The organism is Kocuria oxytropis (assembly GCF_040981195.1).
Classification (GTDB): Bacteria; Actinomycetota; Actinomycetes; order Actinomycetales; family Micrococcaceae; genus Kocuria; species Kocuria oxytropis.
Genome location: NZ_JAVFXA010000008.1, coordinates 102,480 through 117,942, shown reverse-complemented (window position 1 = coordinate 117,942; position 15,463 = coordinate 102,480). Strand labels below are relative to the sequence as shown.

Annotated in this window: 16 protein-coding genes; all 16 read right to left on the bottom strand. The window is 74.3% G+C overall.

The genetic code is table 11. The features are described 5' to 3' along the window. Positions 1 to 14: 14 nt before the first annotated feature. The 16 genes from QYM41_RS10155 to QYM41_RS10080 all read right to left on the bottom strand — a co-directional run bounded on the left by QYM41_RS10155 (position 15) and on the right by QYM41_RS10080 (position 15,342). Positions 15 to 1,325: a dihydroorotase gene (locus tag QYM41_RS10155; RefSeq protein ID WP_368799612.1), complete on the bottom strand. Its 1,311-nt coding sequence runs from the start codon at positions 1,323 to 1,325 to the stop codon at positions 15 to 17. 6 nt (positions 1,326 to 1,331) lie between these two features. Further along, entirely contained in the window at positions 1,332 to 2,330 is a 999-nt protein-coding gene (locus QYM41_RS10150; protein WP_368799611.1) for an aspartate carbamoyltransferase catalytic subunit, read from the bottom strand. Then, positions 2,327 to 2,950, bottom strand: coding sequence for a bifunctional pyr operon transcriptional regulator/uracil phosphoribosyltransferase PyrR (pyrR, locus tag QYM41_RS10145; protein WP_368799610.1), 624 nt, complete (start codon positions 2,948 to 2,950; stop codon positions 2,327 to 2,329). The genes QYM41_RS10150 and pyrR overlap by 4 nt, the downstream gene beginning before the upstream one ends. Positions 2,951 to 3,078: 128 nt before the next feature. Further along, positions 3,079 to 3,870, bottom strand: coding sequence for an ABC transporter permease (locus QYM41_RS10140; protein WP_368799609.1), 792 nt, complete (start codon positions 3,868 to 3,870; stop codon positions 3,079 to 3,081). Beyond that, positions 3,860 to 4,798 carry an ABC transporter ATP-binding protein gene (locus QYM41_RS10135; protein WP_368799608.1) on the bottom strand — a complete coding sequence of 313 codons (939 nt, stop codon included), beginning with the start codon at positions 4,796 to 4,798 and terminating at the stop codon, positions 3,860 to 3,862. Before QYM41_RS10135 ends, QYM41_RS10140 begins: the two co-directional genes overlap by 11 nt. An 85-nt stretch (positions 4,799 to 4,883) precedes the next feature. Next, positions 4,884 to 5,294: a transcription antitermination factor NusB gene (gene nusB, locus QYM41_RS10130; protein ID WP_368799607.1), complete on the bottom strand. Its 411-nt coding sequence runs from the start codon at positions 5,292 to 5,294 to the stop codon at positions 4,884 to 4,886. Beyond that, entirely contained in the window at positions 5,291 to 5,854 is a 564-nt protein-coding gene (efp, locus tag QYM41_RS10125) for an elongation factor P (protein WP_368799606.1), read from the bottom strand. Before efp ends, nusB begins: the two co-directional genes overlap by 4 nt. Positions 5,855 to 5,930: 76 nt before the next feature. Further along, positions 5,931 to 7,046, bottom strand: coding sequence for a 3-dehydroquinate synthase (aroB, locus tag QYM41_RS10120; RefSeq protein WP_368799605.1), 1,116 nt, complete (start codon positions 7,044 to 7,046; stop codon positions 5,931 to 5,933). Then, a complete protein-coding gene (locus QYM41_RS10115) occupies positions 7,043 to 7,666 on the bottom strand; it encodes a shikimate kinase (RefSeq protein WP_368799604.1) in 624 nt (207 codons plus the stop codon). The genes aroB and QYM41_RS10115 overlap by 4 nt, the downstream gene beginning before the upstream one ends. Next, a complete protein-coding gene (gene aroC / locus QYM41_RS10110; protein ID WP_368799603.1) occupies positions 7,663 to 8,955 on the bottom strand; it encodes a chorismate synthase in 1,293 nt (430 codons plus the stop codon). The genes QYM41_RS10115 and aroC overlap by 4 nt, the downstream gene beginning before the upstream one ends. Positions 8,956 to 9,017: 62 nt before the next feature. Beyond that, positions 9,018 to 9,905 (bottom strand): shikimate dehydrogenase, encoded by an 888-nt coding sequence (locus tag QYM41_RS10105; RefSeq protein WP_368799602.1) that lies wholly within the window; start codon positions 9,903 to 9,905, stop codon positions 9,018 to 9,020. Beyond that, positions 9,902 to 11,131, bottom strand: a complete 1,230-nt coding sequence (locus tag QYM41_RS10100; RefSeq protein ID WP_368799601.1) for an endolytic transglycosylase MltG — start codon at positions 11,129 to 11,131, stop codon at positions 9,902 to 9,904. The genes QYM41_RS10105 and QYM41_RS10100 overlap by 4 nt, the downstream gene beginning before the upstream one ends. Further along, a complete protein-coding gene (gene ruvX / locus QYM41_RS10095) occupies positions 11,128 to 11,850 on the bottom strand; it encodes a Holliday junction resolvase RuvX (protein WP_368799600.1) in 723 nt (240 codons plus the stop codon). Before ruvX ends, QYM41_RS10100 begins: the two co-directional genes overlap by 4 nt. Beyond that, positions 11,847 to 14,543 (bottom strand): alanine--tRNA ligase, encoded by a 2,697-nt coding sequence (alaS, locus tag QYM41_RS10090; RefSeq protein WP_368799599.1) that lies wholly within the window; start codon positions 14,541 to 14,543, stop codon positions 11,847 to 11,849. Before alaS ends, ruvX begins: the two co-directional genes overlap by 4 nt. Further along, positions 14,543 to 14,917 (bottom strand): hypothetical protein, encoded by a 375-nt coding sequence (locus QYM41_RS10085; RefSeq protein ID WP_368799598.1) that lies wholly within the window; start codon positions 14,915 to 14,917, stop codon positions 14,543 to 14,545. Before QYM41_RS10085 ends, alaS begins: the two co-directional genes overlap by 1 nt. Continuing rightward, the gene (locus QYM41_RS10080) at positions 14,914 to 15,342 is read right to left on the bottom strand and encodes a DUF948 domain-containing protein (protein WP_368799597.1); all 429 of its coding nucleotides are present in this window, start codon (positions 15,340 to 15,342) and stop codon (positions 14,914 to 14,916) included. The genes QYM41_RS10085 and QYM41_RS10080 overlap by 4 nt, the downstream gene beginning before the upstream one ends. Positions 15,343 to 15,463: the final 121 nt, after the last annotated feature.

Here is a 15,463-nt window from a genome sequence, read left to right as displayed (position 1 = left end):
GCGGTCGGACGGGGTCAGACGGCGGGCGCGGGGGCGTTCAGCGCCCCGTCCAGGACCGTGGGGTGGCCGCGGAAGAAGGTGGCCCGGACGGCCCCGGGCAGCTCCATGCCGCGGTAGGGGCTGTTGCGGCCCTTGGACGCGTGCCGGGCGGGGTCCACCACGGTGGTCGCGGCGGGGTCCCAGAGGGTGATGTTCGCCGGCTCCCCCTCCGCCAGCGGCCGGCCCTGGGTGCTCAGGCGGCCGATCCGGGCGGGGGTCTCCGAGGTGATCCGGGCGACGTCGCGCCAGGTCAGCAGGCCGGTGTCGACGAGGCTCAGCTGGACCACGGACAGGGCGGTCTCGAGCCCGGTCATCCCGTTGGCCGCGCAGGACCACTCGCACTCCTTGTCCTCGGCGGGGTGCGGGGCGTGGTCGGTGCCGATCACGTCGATGGTGCCGTCGGCCACGGCCTCGCGCAGGGCGTGCACGTCCTCGTCCGTGCGCAGCGGCGGGTTGACCTTGAACACCGGGTCGAAGCTGCGGACCCGCTCGTCGGTGAGCAGCAGGTGGTGCGGGGTGGCCTCGGCGGTGACGTCGATGCCGCGCTGCTTGGCCCAGCGGACGATGTCCACGGAGCCCCGGGTTGAGAGGTGGCAGATGTGCACGCGGGAGCCGACGTGCTCGGCGAGCAGCACGTCGCGGGCGATGACGGCCTCCTCCGCGACGGCCGGCCAGCCCGTGAGCCCGAGCTCGGCGGACACGGAGCCCTCGTTCATCTGGGCGCCCTCGGTCAGCCGCGGCTCCTGGGCGTGCTGGGCCACGACGCCGTCGAAGCCCTTGACGTACTCGAGGGCACGGCGCATGAGCACCGGGTCGTGCACGCACATGCCGTCGTCGGAGAACACCCGCACCCCGGCCCGGGACTCGGCCATGGCCATGATCTCGGACAGCCGCTCGCCGCGCAGCCCCACGGTCACGGCTCCCACGGGGCGGACGTCCACCCAGCCGGCGGAGCGGCCCAGCTCGTGCACCTGCTCCACGACACCGGCCGTGTCGGCGACCGGATCGGAGTTCGCCATCGCGAAGACGGCGGTGTAGCCGCCGAGCGCGGCCGCCCGGGTGCCCGTCTCGACGGTCTCGGCGTCCTCCCGGCCCGGTTCGCGCAGGTGGGTGTGGATGTCCACGAGGCCGGGCAGGGCCACGAGACCCGCGGCGTCCACGACGCGGGCGTCGCCCGCGTCCGCGGCGAGGTCCGGGCCGATGCGCCGGACGACGCCGTCCGCCACGAGGATGTCGGCGGCCTGCTCGCCGAGCAGCCGGGCGCCCTGGATGAGGTACGAGGTCACGAGAGGTCAGCGCTCCTGGGGTGCGGGGGTGGAGGTGGGATCGAGGTCGTCGCCGGACAGCAGCAGGTAGAGCACCGACATCCGCACGGAGACGCCGTTGCGCACCTGGTCCAGGACCGTGGAGCGCGGGGAGTCCGCGGCGGCCGAGGAGATCTCCAGGCCGCGGTTCATGGGGCCCGGGTGCATGATCGCCGTGGTGGCCCCGGCGGCGTCGAGGGCCGCGACCCGCTCGGGCGTCAGCCCCCACTCCCGGGCGTACTCCTGGGCGGTCGGGAAGAACGCCGCGTGCATCCGCTCGCGCTGCACGCGCAGCATCATCACGGCGTCCGGAGCGGGGTCCAGCGCCTCGTCGAGGGAGAAGACCACCCGGCACGGCCAGTCCGCGATGCCGACGGGCAGCAGCGTGGGCGGGGCCACGAACGTGACGCGGGCGCCGAGGGTGGTGAACAGCCACAGGTCGGACCGGGCCACCCGCGAGTGCAGGACGTCGCCGACGATCACCACGTGCAGGCCCTCGAGGTCGAGCCCGCGGGTGCTGTCGCGGCCCTCCGTGCGCGCACGGTGCTGGCGCAGCGTCATCGCGTCGAGCAGGGCCTGGGTGGGGTGCTCGTGGGTGCCGTCGCCGGCGTTGACCACGGGGGCGTCGATCCAGCCGGACTCGGCGAGCTGCTGGGGGGAGCCGGAGGCGGAGTGCCGGATCACCACGGCGTCGGCGCTCATCGCCGCGAGGGTCTGGGCGGTGTCCTTGAGGGACTCCCCCTTGGAGACCGAGGAGCCCTTGGCGGAGAAGTTGATGACGTCCGCGGACAGGCGCTTGGCGGCCGTCTCGAAGGAGATCCGGGTGCGGGTCGAGTCCTCGAAGAAGAGGTTGACCACGGTGCGGCCCCGCAGGGCGGGGAGCTTCTTGACGGAGCGCTCGCCCACGGCGGCCATCTGGTCCGCGGTGTCCAGCACCGTCAGGGCGGCGTCGTAGGAGAGGTCCTTCGTGGACAGCAGGTGCCTCATGCGCCGGCCCCCGGGGCGGCGGTCTCGATGACCACGCAGTCGGCGTTCTCGGCCGGGCGGGACTCCGGGTCGGTCTCGGCCAGGCGGACCCGGACCTTCTCCTGGGAGGAGGTGGGCAGGTTCTTGCCGACGTGGTCGGCCCGGATGGGCAGCTCCCGGTGGCCGCGGTCCACGAGGACGGCGAGCCGGACCACGCGGGGGCGGCCGACGTCCACGAGGGCGTCGAGGGCGGCGCGCACGGTGCGCCCGGAGTACAGCACGTCGTCGACGAGGACCACGGTGCGCCCGTCGATGCCCTGCACCGGGATGCGGGTGGGCTGCGGGGCGCGGGCGGGGTTCTTGCGCAGGTCGTCGCGGAACATGGTGACGTCGAGCTGGCCGAGGCTGGCGGCGGCGTCGAAGCCGGGGTCGGTGGCGGCGATCTTGGCCGCGATCCGCTGGGCCAGCGGATAGCCGCGGCGCGGGATGCCGAGCAGGACGAGGTCCGAGCTGCCCCTGTTGGCCTCGAGGATCTCGTGGGCGATGCGCGTCAGGGCGCGGTCGATGTCGGCTGCCGAGAGGATGACGCGCCCGGCCGAGGGTCCCGTCGCGGGACCGGCCGTGGGGGTGCCGTCGTTCATGGGTGCCGCCTCCTTCCCCGCCTCACAGGACGGACTTAAAGGTTGCTTGCTCGCCCCAAAGTAGCACAGCGGCCCTGCTCCCCCGGCCCGGGTGTGACCGGCGCCTCTCACCGGGGACCCGCTCCCGGCTAGGCACGGTGGTCGGCGCGCTCCCACCAGGCCGCGGTGGCCGCGGCGGAGCCGAGGCATACGAGCAGCACGCCCAGAGGCCCGCCCCAGCCGGTCTGCGCGGCGGCCGGCCCGGCGGTCCCGGCGAGCAGGGCGGGCACGGCCCAGGGGAACCACGCGCCGTGGCCGACGGCGGCGAGCACCTGGGCCACGAGGACCGTGAGGAACAGGACGCCCACGGCGGGCAGGTAGCCGCGCCCCACGCTCGCCGCCAGCCCGTAGGGCACGGCCAGACCGGCCGTGAGCAGTCCGGCGCCGAGCACGCCGGCCGCCCCCTGCAGGGCGGCCCCGCCGGACCAGCCGGGCAGTCCGAGGAGCGCCCCGAGGACGAGCACGAGGGCCACCAGGAGCACGGTGAGCGCGGCGCACCAGCCGAGCAGCAGGACGAACTTGGCCAGGACCACGGCGGTGCGGGAGGTGGGCAGGGCCAGCAGGTCCGTGACGGTCCGGTCGGAGAACTCCCGGCCGAAGAGCCAGATCGCGGCGGTCCCGAAGATGATCAGCCCGCCCACCGAGACGGTCTGGGCGGTGAGCGCGAAGTAGCCCGGCCAGTCCGCGGTGCCCCCGGTGAGCTGGGCCTTGGTGCCCAGCAGCCCCAGCGACCGGGCCCGGCCGACGTCCTGGAGCACGAACATGAAGAACGCCCCCACGGCGGCGGCCAGCAGGACGGCGCCGGCGGTGGCCCAGGGCACCCGGGAGCGGCGCAGCTTGAGGGCCTCCGCGTGCAGCGCCGCCGCCAGCTCACCGGGCACCGGGACGCTCCCGGGGCTCGGCGGGGTGGGCGCCCACCAGGCGCAGGAAGTGGGCCTCGAGGTCCTCGCGGACCACCGCGAGCCCCGTGGGCGGGACGCCGCCGTGCACGAGGGCCGCGGCGACCTCGTCCGGACGGTCCGTGGCCCGGTCCCCCTCGAGCACCAGCCCTCGGGCTCCGCCGCCGGCCGTGAAGCCGGCCGCCGCCAGCACCCGCAGGGCGCGGGCGTCGTCGCGCGTGCTGAGCTCCAGGCGGCGGCGGACCCGGTCGGGCAGGGCCGCCGTGGCGAACTCGTCGATCAGCCGGCCCCGGTGCAGGACCCCGACCCGGGTGGCGACGCGGGCGACCTCGCCCAGGACGTGGCTGGAGAGCAGCACGGCGGTGCCGTGCTCGGCGGCGAGGCCCCGGAGCAGCGTCCGCACCTCGACGACGCCGGCCGGGTCCAGGCCGTTGACCGGCTCGTCGAGGACCAGCAGGGCGGGCCGGTGCAGCACGGCCCGGGCCAGCGCCAGCCGCTGCAGGTTGCCCTGGGAGAGCACGCGGGCGCGGCGGTCGGCGTGCTCCCCCAGGCCCAGGAGCTCCACGACGTCGTCGACCGCCGTCCGCGACCGCAGCCGGCGCAGCCGCCGGGCGACCTCCAGGTTCTCGCGCACGGTCAGCTCGGGGTAGGCGGAGGCCCGGTCCACGAGGTAGCCGACCTCGCCCCGGACCGACCGGTCGCCGCGCCCGCGGCCGAGCACCGTGACGGTGCCGGCGGCGGGACGGACCATGCCGAGGACCATCCGCATCAGGGTGGTCTTGCCGGCGCCGTTGAGCCCCAGCAGCGCGTAGAGCTCTCCCGGGGCCACCTCCAGGCGGACGCGCTCGACCGCCGGGACGCTCCCGTAGTGCTTCGAGACGTCCTGCAGGCGCAGCGCGGGCGCTGTCATCCGGGCCTCCCGGATCGGCCGGTCGTGGTCCCGTGATGATAGCCCCGTCCCGCCGGTCCGGGCGGGCGGTCCGGCGGGGGCGGGCTCAGCCGAGCAGCGTCGGCTTCATCTTCTGCAGCCGGCCGAGCAGGCCGTTCACGAAGCGCGGGGAGTCGTCCCCCGCGAGCTCCTTGGCGAGGTTCACGGCCTCGGCCACGGCGACCCCGTCCGGGACGTCGTCGTTGAACAGCAGCTCCCAGGCGCCCACGCGCAGCACGTTGCGGTCCACGGCCGGCATCCGCTCGAGGGTCCAGCCCTGGGAGTAGGTCTCGAGGTACTCGTCGAGCTCACCGCGGCGCATCGTGACGCCGAGCACGAGCTCCTCGGCGTACGGGGAGACGAGGGAGTCGCTGTGCGCCCGCCGTCGCTCCATGACCTCGCGGGCGTCCTGGGCGCGCTGCTCGGCCTCGAAGAGGATCTCCACGGCGCGCCGGCGCGCCTTGCCCCGGGCGCTCACTCGTTGACGCGGCCCAGGTAGTCACCCGAGCGGGTGTCGACCTTGACCTTGGTGCCCTGCTCCAGGAACAGCGGCACCTGGATCTGGTAGCCGGTCTCCACGGTGGCGGGCTTGGTGCCGCCGGTGGAGCGGTCGCCCTGCAGCCCCGGCTCGGTGTAGGTGATCTCGAGGACCACGGACGCGGGCAGCTCGATGTAGAGGGGCGCGCCCTCGTGCATCGCGATGGTCACGGTGAGGTTCTCGAGCATGAAGCGGGCGGCGTCGCCGACCACCTCGCCGGGGACGGTGATCTGGTCGTACGTCTTGTTGTCCATGAAGACGTAGTCGGCGCCGTCCTGGTACAGGTACTGGTACTCGCTGCGGTCCACCGTGGCGGTCTCGACCTTGGCGCCGGCGTTGAAGGTCTTGTCGACCACCTTCCCGGAGGTGATGTTGCGCATCTTCGTGCGCACGAACGCCCCGCCCTTGCCCGGCTTGACGTGCTGGAACTCGATGACGTTCCAGAGGTTGCCCTCCAGCTTGAGGACGGTGCCGTTCTTGATGTCGTTCGTGGTAGCCACAGGTTCTCTCTCTGTCGGTCTGCGGGGTCGGCAGGTCGGCGCGGTCGGCAGGTCTCGTCCCGGGCCGCGGACCAGTCTAGCGGGGCGCGCCCTCGGCGATCTCCTGGTAGGTCGCGAAGAGGATCGCGGGGTCGGGGACCTCGAGCACACGGGGCCTGCCGACCGCGTCGAGGACGATGAAGCGCAGCAGGTTCCCGCGGGTCTTCTTGTCCCGCTTCATGACCTCGAGCAGCCGGGGCCACTGGTCCCACCGGTACGAGGTCGGCAGGCCGAGGGAGGCGAGGACGCTGCGGTGGCGCTCGACGACGTCGTCGGAGAGGCTGCCGGCGGTGCGGGCGAGCTCCGCGGCGAAGACCATCCCCACGGAGACCGCCGCGCCGTGGCGCCACTGGTAGCGCTCGTTGTGCTCGATCGCGTGGCCGAGGGTGTGGCCGTAGTTGAGGACCTCCCGGCGCCCGGACTCGCGCAGGTCCCCGGAGACGATCTCGGCCTTGACCCGGATGCCGCGCTCCACGAGCTCGCGCACCACCTCGGACTGCGAGTCGCGCACCGCCTCCGGGTGGCCCTCGATGAGCTCGAGGATCCGCTCGTCGGCGATGAAGCCGCACTTGACGACCTCCGCCATGCCGGTGAGCAGCTCGTTCTCGGGCAGCGTCCGCAGGGTGTCGAGGTCGCACAGCACGGCGGCGGGCGGGTGGAAGGCGCCCACGAGGTTCTTGCCCTCCGCGGTGTTGATGCCGGTCTTGCCGCCCACGGCGGCGTCGACCATGCCGAGCAGGGTGGTGGGCACGTGCACCACGCGCACCCCGCGCAGCCAGGTGGCGGCCACGAAGCCCGCGAGGTCGGAGACCGCTCCCCCGCCCACGGAGACGATCGCGTCGGAGCGGGTGAAGTCGTTCTGCCCCAGCACCTGCCAGCAGAAGGACGCCACCTGGACGTGCTTGCCCTCCTCGGCGTCGGGGATCTCGGCGGTGAACGCCTGGTAGCCCTGGCCGCGCAGCTCCTCCATGACCACGTCGCCGGTGCTGCGCAGCGCCCTCGGGTGGATGACCAGCACACGCTGGACCCGGTCGCCGAGCACGCGGGGGACCTCCCCGAGCAGGCCGTGGCCCACGAGGACGTCGTAGTTCTCGGCCGGGCGGTCCCCGGTGACGGGAATGGTCGTGACGGTGCGGGGAGCGGACTCGCTCATGCCTGGGCCTCCTGGGTGCTGTCGGTGGTGCCGGGGGCGCTCCGCCGGGAGCGCAGGCGGACGAGCGCCTCCTCGAGGTCGGCGCCGATCTCGGCGACGGGCCGGTTGCGGGTGCCGTCGAGCGTGATGTCGGCGAGCTCCTCGTAGCAGGCGCGCCGGGACTCGTAGAGCTCCTGCCAGCGCCGCTCCGGGTCCGGCTGGAGCATGGGACGGGTGCGGTTGCCGCTGATCCGCGGCAGCACGGTCTCGGTGTCCACCTCGAGGTAGGCGACCAGCTCGTGGCGCAGCAGCTCGCGGGTCGAGGGCGTCATGGGGGCGCCGCCGCCCACCGAGAAGATCGCGTTGGCGTGGTCGGGGTCCCGGAGGATCTCGGCCACGGTGTCCGCCTCGAGGTCGCGGAAGTACTTCTCGCCGTGCTCCGCGAAGATCCCCGAGATCACCCCGTAGCGGGACACGATCACCTGGTCGGCGTCCACGAAGTCGTAGCCGTAGAACTTGGACATGTGTAGGGCCAGGAAGGACTTGCCGGCGGCCATGGGGCCGATCAGCACCACGGGCCGCGGCGGGACCCCCGCCCGGTCCGCGGCGGCGTCGGCCGGGGCCGGGAACTGGGCGTTCACGCCTGGCCCTCCCCGGTCTCCGCGGGCGCCACGAGCGGGTCGCCCATGTGGTCCTCGCGCGCCGCGGCGGCGTCGTCGGCGAACTCCCCGAGCTCGCCCGAGGAGTGCAGGGTCTTCGGGATGGCGGCGAGGTAGGCGTCCTTGTTGCGGACGGTCTCGGCGATCGAGTCCCCGCCGAACTTCTCGGTCACGGCGTCGGCGAGCACGAGGGCCACCATCGCCTCGGCGACCACGCCGGCGGCCGGCACCGCGCACACGTCGGAGCGCTGGTGGTGGGCGCGGGCGGCCTCGCCCGTGGCGACGTCGACGGTGCGCAGGGCCTTGGGCACCGTGGCGATGGGCTTCATGGCGGCGCGCACGCGCAGCACGTCCCCGATGGACATGCCGCCCTCGATCCCGCCGGCCCGGTTGCTCACGCGGTGCACGACGCCGTCGGCCCCCCGGGAGATCTCGTCGTGGGCCTCGGAGCCGGACCGGGCCGCGGTGAGGAAGCCGTCCCCGACCTCGACGCCCTTGATGGCCTGGATGCCCATGAGGGCGCCGGCCAGCCGGGAGTCCAGCCGGCGGTCCCAGTGCACGTACGAGCCGAGCCCGGGCGGCAGCCCGTAGGCGAGGACCTCGACGACGCCCCCCAGGGTCTCCCCGTCCTTGTGCGCGGCGTCCACCGCCGCCACCATGGCCTCCGACGTGGCGGGGTCGGAGCAGCGCAGCGGGTCGGCGTCGAGGGCGGCGACGTCCGCGGGCAGCGGGCGGGCGGCGTCCACCGGTGCGCTCACGGCGCCCACGGCCGTGGTGTGGGAGACGAGGTGCACGCCCACGGCCTCGAGGATCTTCGCGGCGACGGCGCCGAGGGCCACGCGAGTGGCGGTCTCCCGGGCGCTGGCCCGCTCCAGCACGGGCCGGGCCTCGTCGAAGCCGTACTTCTGCATGCCGGTCAGGTCGGCGTGGCCGGGACGGGGGCGGGTGAGCGGGGCGTTGCGGGCGCGGCCCTCGAGGACCTCGGCCTCGACCGGGTCGGCGGACATCACCTCGCGCCACTTGGGCCACTCGGTGTTGGCGATCTCGATCGCCACCGGTCCGCCCTGGGTCACGCCGTGGCGCACCCCGCCGAGCAGGCGCACCTGGTCCTGCTCGAACTTCATCCGGGCGCCGCGCCCGTAGCCGAGCCGGCGGCGCGCCAGCGCGTCGCGGACGTCCTGGCTGGTCAGGGGGACCCCCGCCGGAACGCCCTCGATGATCCCGACGAGCGCCTCGCCGTGGGACTCGCCGGCCGTGAGCCAACGCAACATAACAACTCTTTCCGTTCGGTGTCTCGGCGGCAGGGCCCGCAGGCCGGGGCCGCCGACAGGTCTCAGGGGCGGAGCAGGGACGGGGCGGGGAGGACGGGCCGCCCCACCGCCGTGCACATCGCGGCGATCACGTCCTGCTCGCGGGGCAGGGGTGTGCCCGGGTCGCGGCCGGTGAACATCCGGATCTGGTCCACCGCCTGGAAGATCAGCATATCGAGTCCCGGGGCCACCGCTCCCCCGGCGCGGGCCCAGGCCGCGGCGACCGCCGACGGCCACGGGTCGTAGGCCGCGTCCAGCAGGACGCCGGTGGTGGCCGGGGACCGCTCCTCCAGCTGCGCCGCCAGCTCGTCCGCGCCGTGCGGCGGGAGGGTCGAGACGACCACGTCGTAGCCGGCCAGGAGGGCCGGCGCCTCGTCCCACGCCCGCAGGCGCACGGGGACGCCCAGCCGGCGCCCCGCCTCGACGGCGCGCCCGGCGCGGGCCGCGGAGCGCACGAAGACGTCCGCGCCGGACGCCCCGAGCGCCTGCGCGGCCGCGACCGCGGCCGTGGCCGTGCCGCCCCCGCCGAGCACGGCGGCCCGGGGCGCGGCCGGCACCGCGCCGGCGGCGGTCACCGCGCCCACGATGCCGGTGACGTCCGTGTTGTGGCCCAGGACCGACCCGTCGGGGCGGAACAGCAGGGTGTTGACCGCCCCCACCGCGTGCCCGAGCGCCGTCAGCTCGTCGGCGCACGCGGCGGCGACCGACTTGAGGGGCATGGTGACCGACAGCCCGCGCCAGGCGGGGTCGCCACGGCGGTCGTCGACGAACGGCGGGAGCTGCTCCTCGACCAGGTCGTGGGCGTCGTAGTGCACGTCCTCGCCCAGCACCGCGTACGCGGCGCGGTGCAGGTCCGGGGACCGCGAGTGGCCGATGGGGTGGCCCACCACGGCCGCGCGGGCGGGACTCATCCGCACCGCCCCTCGTTCTCGCTGCACCACTGGTTGTACTCCTCCACGTACTCCAGGTGCTGGGCGTAGGTCTCGGAGAACTTCGTCTCGCCCGTGTCGAGGTTCACGGTCACCCAGAAGTAGTAGTCGTTCTCCTGCGGGTCCGCGGCGGCCGCGATCGCGGCGTCGCCCGGGGACCCGATGGGGCCCACCGGCAGGCCGGGGTTGGCGAACGTGTTGTACCGGTTGGACTCGTCGCGGCGCTCCTCCTCGGTGAAGTCGTAGCTCCTGCGGTCGAGGCCGTAGGTCACGGACGCGTCGGACTGGATGAACCCGGAGGTCTCGCCGTCGGGGTTGTCCAGGCGGTTCTGGATCGCCCCGGCCACCACGTCGTAGTGCTCGGGCTGGACCTCGAACTCGATGATCGAGCCGATGGTGAGGACCTCGAAGATCCTGTCCTCGCCGCTGACCCCGTTGTCCTCGAGGGTCGCCCGGGTGCGCTCCACCATGTCGCGCAGGATCTCCTCGGCCGTGGCGTCCAGCGGGAAGCGGTACTCGCCGGGGTGCAGCCAGCCCTCGAGGGTGGGGAAGCGGTCGGGGATCCCGAAGGTCTGCGTGTCCTGCTCGTAGGCCTCGAACTCGGAGACCGGGATGCCGGTGGACTCGCTGAGCACCCCGAACACGTCGGACATGCGCAGGGTCCGGTTGACCGCCGCGTAGTGGGTGGCCTCGTCCTCCTCCATGAGGGCGTCCACGGCGGACTCGGAGCTCATCTCGGTGCGCAGCTCGTACTCGCCCGGCTGGATGAACTCCTCGGCGTGCTCCTCCTGGTACGTCTCGATGAACGTCCCGGCGTCGGCCACGATGCCCTGCTCCTGCAGGGCGGCGGCGATCTGGCCGGTGGTGGCGCCCTCGGCCACGGAGAAGGTCACCGGGTCCTTGCCGTCGCCGCGGTAGTCGCGGATCTCGAACCACCCGAAGGTCGAGCCGAGCACGGACACGGTGATCAGCGCGGCGAGCAGGAACAGGGCGATGGCCGTGGTGAGGGACACGCGGCCGCGGCGCTGCCGCCGCCGGATCTGCTCGGGGGTGAGCTCCTCGTGCTCGAAGACGCCGCGCAGGCCCGAGGAGGCCTCCCGCGACGACGGGGCGTCCAGCAGGCTGCCCAGACCGCCGGCTCCGCCGGAGGACTCGCGGGGCGCCTCGGGTCGGCGGGACGCCGACTGGTCGTACGGGTCGTCGCTCACGAATGCTCTCCGTCCGGATCGGTGGTCGTCAACGGTGCCGTCCGCGCCCGGTCGGGCGCTCCGGCGGTGTCCTCGGCGGCGTCCTCCGCCGGGCTCCCGGCAGGGTCCTCCGCCCTCTCCCCGGCCGTGCCGCCGGCGCCGGTGGCCGGTCGGGCCCCGTCCGCCGCCGCGGGACCGCGCCTGCCGAGGTCTCCCCCATTATGCGCGACGGCGTGCTCCGCGGCGCTGGGGACCGGCGGGTCCACCGCCTCGCCGGGCTCCGCGCCGGTGGACCGGGCGCGGTCCACCGCGCTCTGCAGGATGGTGGCCGCGGCCACCTGGTCGACCTTGTCCCCGTGGTCGCGGCGGGACACGCCGGCCTCCAGGAGCGCCCGGTGGGCGTCCACCGTGCTGAGCCGCTCGTCGACCAGCCGCACGGGGACCTCGCGGCCCTTCACGCGCAGCCGCCGCACGAGGGCCTGCGCGTAGTCGCGCGCCATCGCCGTCGAGGCGTTCTCCCCGCCGTCGAGGCTGCGGGGCAGGCCCACGTAGACCGCGACGACGTCGTGCTCCTGGACGAGTCCCGCGAGCAGCTTCACGTCGAAGCCCTTGCGGGGGTCGCGCCGCAGCGTGGTGAGCGGCGTGGCGAGGATGCCGTCGGGGTCGCACAGGGCGACCCCGACCCGGACGAGGCCCACGTCGACCCCCATCCGCCGGCCCCGGGCGAGGGTGCCGATCACGCGGCGGCGCCGCCCGTCGCCCGGGCGATGTCGTCGAGCACCGCGTCCAGGGCGGCCCCGGTCCGGGTGGGGTCCTGCCCGCCGCCCTGGGCGATGTCGTCCTTGCCGCCGCCGCCGCCGCCGAGGACCGCGGCGGCGGTGCGCACGAGCCCGCCGGCCCGCACCCCGGCGTCGCGGGCGCCCTCGGTGGTGGCCACGAGGACCAGGGGCCGGTCCTTGGCGGTGCCGGTGACGGCCACGACGAACGGTTCGGCCGTCATCCGCCCGCGCAGGTCGAGGGCCAGCGAGCGGACGTCGTCGGCCCCGGAGACCTCGCCCATGTCGTGGGTGAGGACCTTGACCGGGCCGACCTCGCGCACCCCGTCGAGGAGGGAGCCGGCCTGCGCCTGGAGCTTCTCCCGCCGCAGCACGGCGAGCTCCTTCTCGGCCGAGCGCAGCTTCTCGAGCGTGCCCGCCAGGCGCTCGGGCAGCTCGGCGGAGGACTGGACCTTCAGCATGCCGGTGAGCTGGTTCACGAGGGTGCGCTCGGCGGCCAGGTGCCGGAACGAGTCCAGGCCCACCAGGGCCTCGACGCGGCGGTTGCCCGAGCCCACCGACTGCTCGGTGAGCAGGGTGAGCGAGCCGATCTGGGCGGTGCCGCCCACGTGCGTGCCGCCGCACAGCTCCCGGGACCAGGGCCCGTTCAGCTCGACGACGCGCACGCGGTCGCCGTACTTCTCGCCGAACAGGGACATCGCCCCCATGGCCTTCGCCTGGGCGAGCTCCATCTCCTGGGTCACGACCTCGTGGTTGGCGTGGATGGCCGCGTTGGAGACCTCCTCGATCTCCTGTCGCTGGGCCTCGCCCAGGCCCTCGCCCCACGCGAAGTCGAAGCGCAGGTAGCCCTCCTTGTTGAAGGAGCCGCGCTGGACGGCCTCCGGGCCGAGCACGTCGTGCAGTGCCGCGTGCACGATGTGGGTGCCGGTGTGGGCGGCCTCGGCGGCCCGGCGGCGGGCGACGTCGACCTGGGCGAGCACGGTGGCCCCGGAGAGGGCCTCCCCGTCGCGCACGACCGCCTGGTGCACGGACAGCCCCTTGACGGGCTGCTGCACGTCGGTGACCTCGAGCACGAAGCCGTCGCCGCTGATCGTGCCCCGGTCGGCGGCCTGGCCGCCGGCCTCGGCGTAGAACGGCGTCTCGTCGAGGACGACCTCGACGTGCGCGCCCACCGGCGCGGCGGGGACGGTCACGCCGTTCTGCAGCAGGGCCCGCAGCACCGTCTCGTGGCCCAGCCGGGTGTAGCCGGTGAACACCGAGCCGCCCTCGTCGACGAGCCGGCGGAACACGGACAGGTCGGCGTGGGCGCCCTTCTTGGCGCGGGCGTCCTGCTGCGCACGGCGGCGCTGCTCCTCCATCAGGCCGCGGAAGGCCGTCTCGTCGACGGCGACCCCGGCCTCGGCGGCCATCTCGAGGGTGAGGTCGATCGGGAAGCCGTAGGTGTCGTGCAGGGCGAAGGCCTCCGTCCCGGACACGGGCCGGCCCTGCCGGCGGGCGCCGGCCACGGCCTCGTCGAGCCGGGTGGTCCCGGACTCGATGGTCTTGAGGAACGCCCGCTCCTCGGCGTAGGCGATCCGGGAGATCCGCTCGAAGTCCTCGGCCACGTAGGGGTAGACGCCGGACATGGCGTCGCGGGACGCGGGCAGCAGCACGGGCAGGCAGGGCTCGGTGACGCCCATCAGGCGCATCGCGCGGATGGCCCGGCGCAGCAGGCGGCGGAGGATGTAGCCGCGGCCCTCGTTGGAGGGGCTGACGCCGTCGGCGATGAGCATCAGCGAGGAGCGGACGTGGTCGGCGACCACGCGCATCCGCACGTCGTCCTCGTAGCCCTCCTCGCCGGGCCGCTCCGCGCCGCGGTACCGCTTCCCGGCCAGCTCGGCGGCCCGGTCGAGGACGGGGCGGACCTGGTCGGTCTCGTAGAAGTTCTCCACGCCCTGGAGCAGCATGGCCAGGCGCTCGACGCCCAGGCCGGTGTCGATGTTCTGCTCCGGCAGGTCGCCGAGGATCTCGTAGTCCTTGCCGGTGCCCTCACCGCGCTGGTACTGCATGAACACGAGGTTCCAGATCTCGATGTAGCGGTCGTCGTCGACGGCCGGCCCGCCCTCCCGGCCGTAGCGGGGGCCCCGGTCGTAGAAGATCTCGGAGTCCGGGCCGGCGGGACCGGGCTGGCCGGTGTCCCAGTAGTTCTCGTCCCGGCCCATCCGCTGGATCCGCTCGGCGGGCACGCCCACCGTGTCCTTCCACAGGGTGTAGGACTCCTCGTCGCCCTCGTAGACGGTCACCCACAGCCGCTCCGGGTCCAGCCCGAAGCCGCCCTGGTCGAGGGGGCTGGTGAGCAGCTCCCACGCCATGGGGATGGCGCGCTCCTTGAAGTAGTCCCCGAAGGAGAAGTTCCCGGCCATCTGGAAGAAGGTGCCGTGCCGGGCGGTCTTGCCAACCTCGTCGATGTCGAGGGTGCGGATGCACTTCTGGATGGAGGTGGCCCGCCGGTAGGGGGCGGTCTCCTGGCCGAGGAAGTACGGGATGAACGGGACCATGCCCGCGATCGTGAACATGGCACCGGGCTGGGAGGAGATCAGCGAGGCGGAGGGCACCACGGTGTGGCCCTGGCCTTCGAAGTAGTCCAGCCAGCGCTTGGTGATTTCCTGAGAGAGCATTACCGGTGCTTTCCTTCGCGGTGGGTCGAGGGGGGCGTCGTGGGGTCGGTGGGGTCCGCGGGGGCCTCGGCCGCGGCGGTGCCGTCGAGCACCGGCGGGGCGGCGTCGCGTGCGGACAGGCGGGTGGCCGGCGGGCGGGGCGCGGACACGCCGAAGGACGCGCGCAGCTCGGCCTCGCGCTCGTCCATGCCGGCCCGCACGGTGGCGGCGAACCGGTAGAGCCGGGAGCGCCAGTCCCCGGCGCGGGGGGTGCGCGCCGGCCCCGGGACCTCGCGCACGGCGAGGTCCCGGCCGGGCGAGCGGGCGAACCGCGTGGCGGCGGCGCCGAGCACCCCGCCGGCGGCCACGAGGGCGAGCCTGCCCAAGAAGCTCATGGCCGGTCCTCCCCCGGGGTGCCGGGGACCGGTCCGTTCTCGGCCGCGAAGCGGCCGGCCCGCTCGGGGCCCTCCGCCGCGGTGCCGCCCGTGAACGCCCGGCGCATGCCGTGGGAGAACGCGGCGACCTTGATGAGCGGCTGCCCCACCGTGGAGGCCACCAGGGAGGACAGCGCGGAGACGTTCGCGGAGGCGTCGGAGACGTTGGTCGTGATGCCGTCCACCTTCTCGAGCTGCGAGTTGGTGGTCGAGACGGTGCGGGTGACCTCGTCGATGAGCGGGACGGTCTCGTTGTTGAGCGAGCGGATCGTCAGCCGCAGCTCGTCGAAGACCTTGCCGAGCTTGAGGATCGGCACCGCGAGCAGGAGCACCAGCACGGCGAACACCCCCGCGGCGAGTAGTCCTGCGATTTCTCCACCGGTCATGGGGCGGCGCGCTCCTTGCTGGTCGGGTCGAGGGGTCCGGAGGCGGCCGGGCCGCCCGGGCGTGCGGGGACAGGCACCGGCGCGGTGCCCGGGGATCCACTGTACCGAACGGAAGAGCCCG

What these genes read in the sequence shown, in the direction of transcription:
- QYM41_RS10150 (WP_368799611.1), bottom strand. Translation starts at nt 2,330, where the DNA reads ATGAGGCACCTGCTGTCCACGAAGGACCTCTCCTACGACGCCGCCCTG.
- pyrR (WP_368799610.1), bottom strand. Translation starts at nt 2,950, where the DNA reads ATGAACGACGGCACCCCCACGGCCGGTCCCGCGACGGGACCCTCGGCC.
- QYM41_RS10135 (WP_368799608.1), bottom strand. Translation starts at nt 4,798, where the DNA reads ATGACAGCGCCCGCGCTGCGCCTGCAGGACGTCTCGAAGCACTACGGG.
- aroB (WP_368799605.1), bottom strand. Translation starts at nt 7,046, where the DNA reads ATGAGCGAGTCCGCTCCCCGCACCGTCACGACCATTCCCGTCACCGGG.
- aroC (WP_368799603.1), bottom strand. Translation starts at nt 8,955, where the DNA reads ATGTTGCGTTGGCTCACGGCCGGCGAGTCCCACGGCGAGGCGCTCGTC.
- QYM41_RS10105 (WP_368799602.1), bottom strand. Translation starts at nt 9,905, where the DNA reads ATGAGTCCCGCCCGCGCGGCCGTGGTGGGCCACCCCATCGGCCACTCG.
- alaS (WP_368799599.1), bottom strand. Translation starts at nt 14,543, where the DNA reads ATGCTCTCTCAGGAAATCACCAAGCGCTGGCTGGACTACTTCGAAGGC.
- QYM41_RS10085 (WP_368799598.1), bottom strand. Translation starts at nt 14,917, where the DNA reads ATGAGCTTCTTGGGCAGGCTCGCCCTCGTGGCCGCCGGCGGGGTGCTC.
- QYM41_RS10080 (WP_368799597.1), bottom strand. Translation starts at nt 15,342, where the DNA reads ATGACCGGTGGAGAAATCGCAGGACTACTCGCCGCGGGGGTGTTCGCC.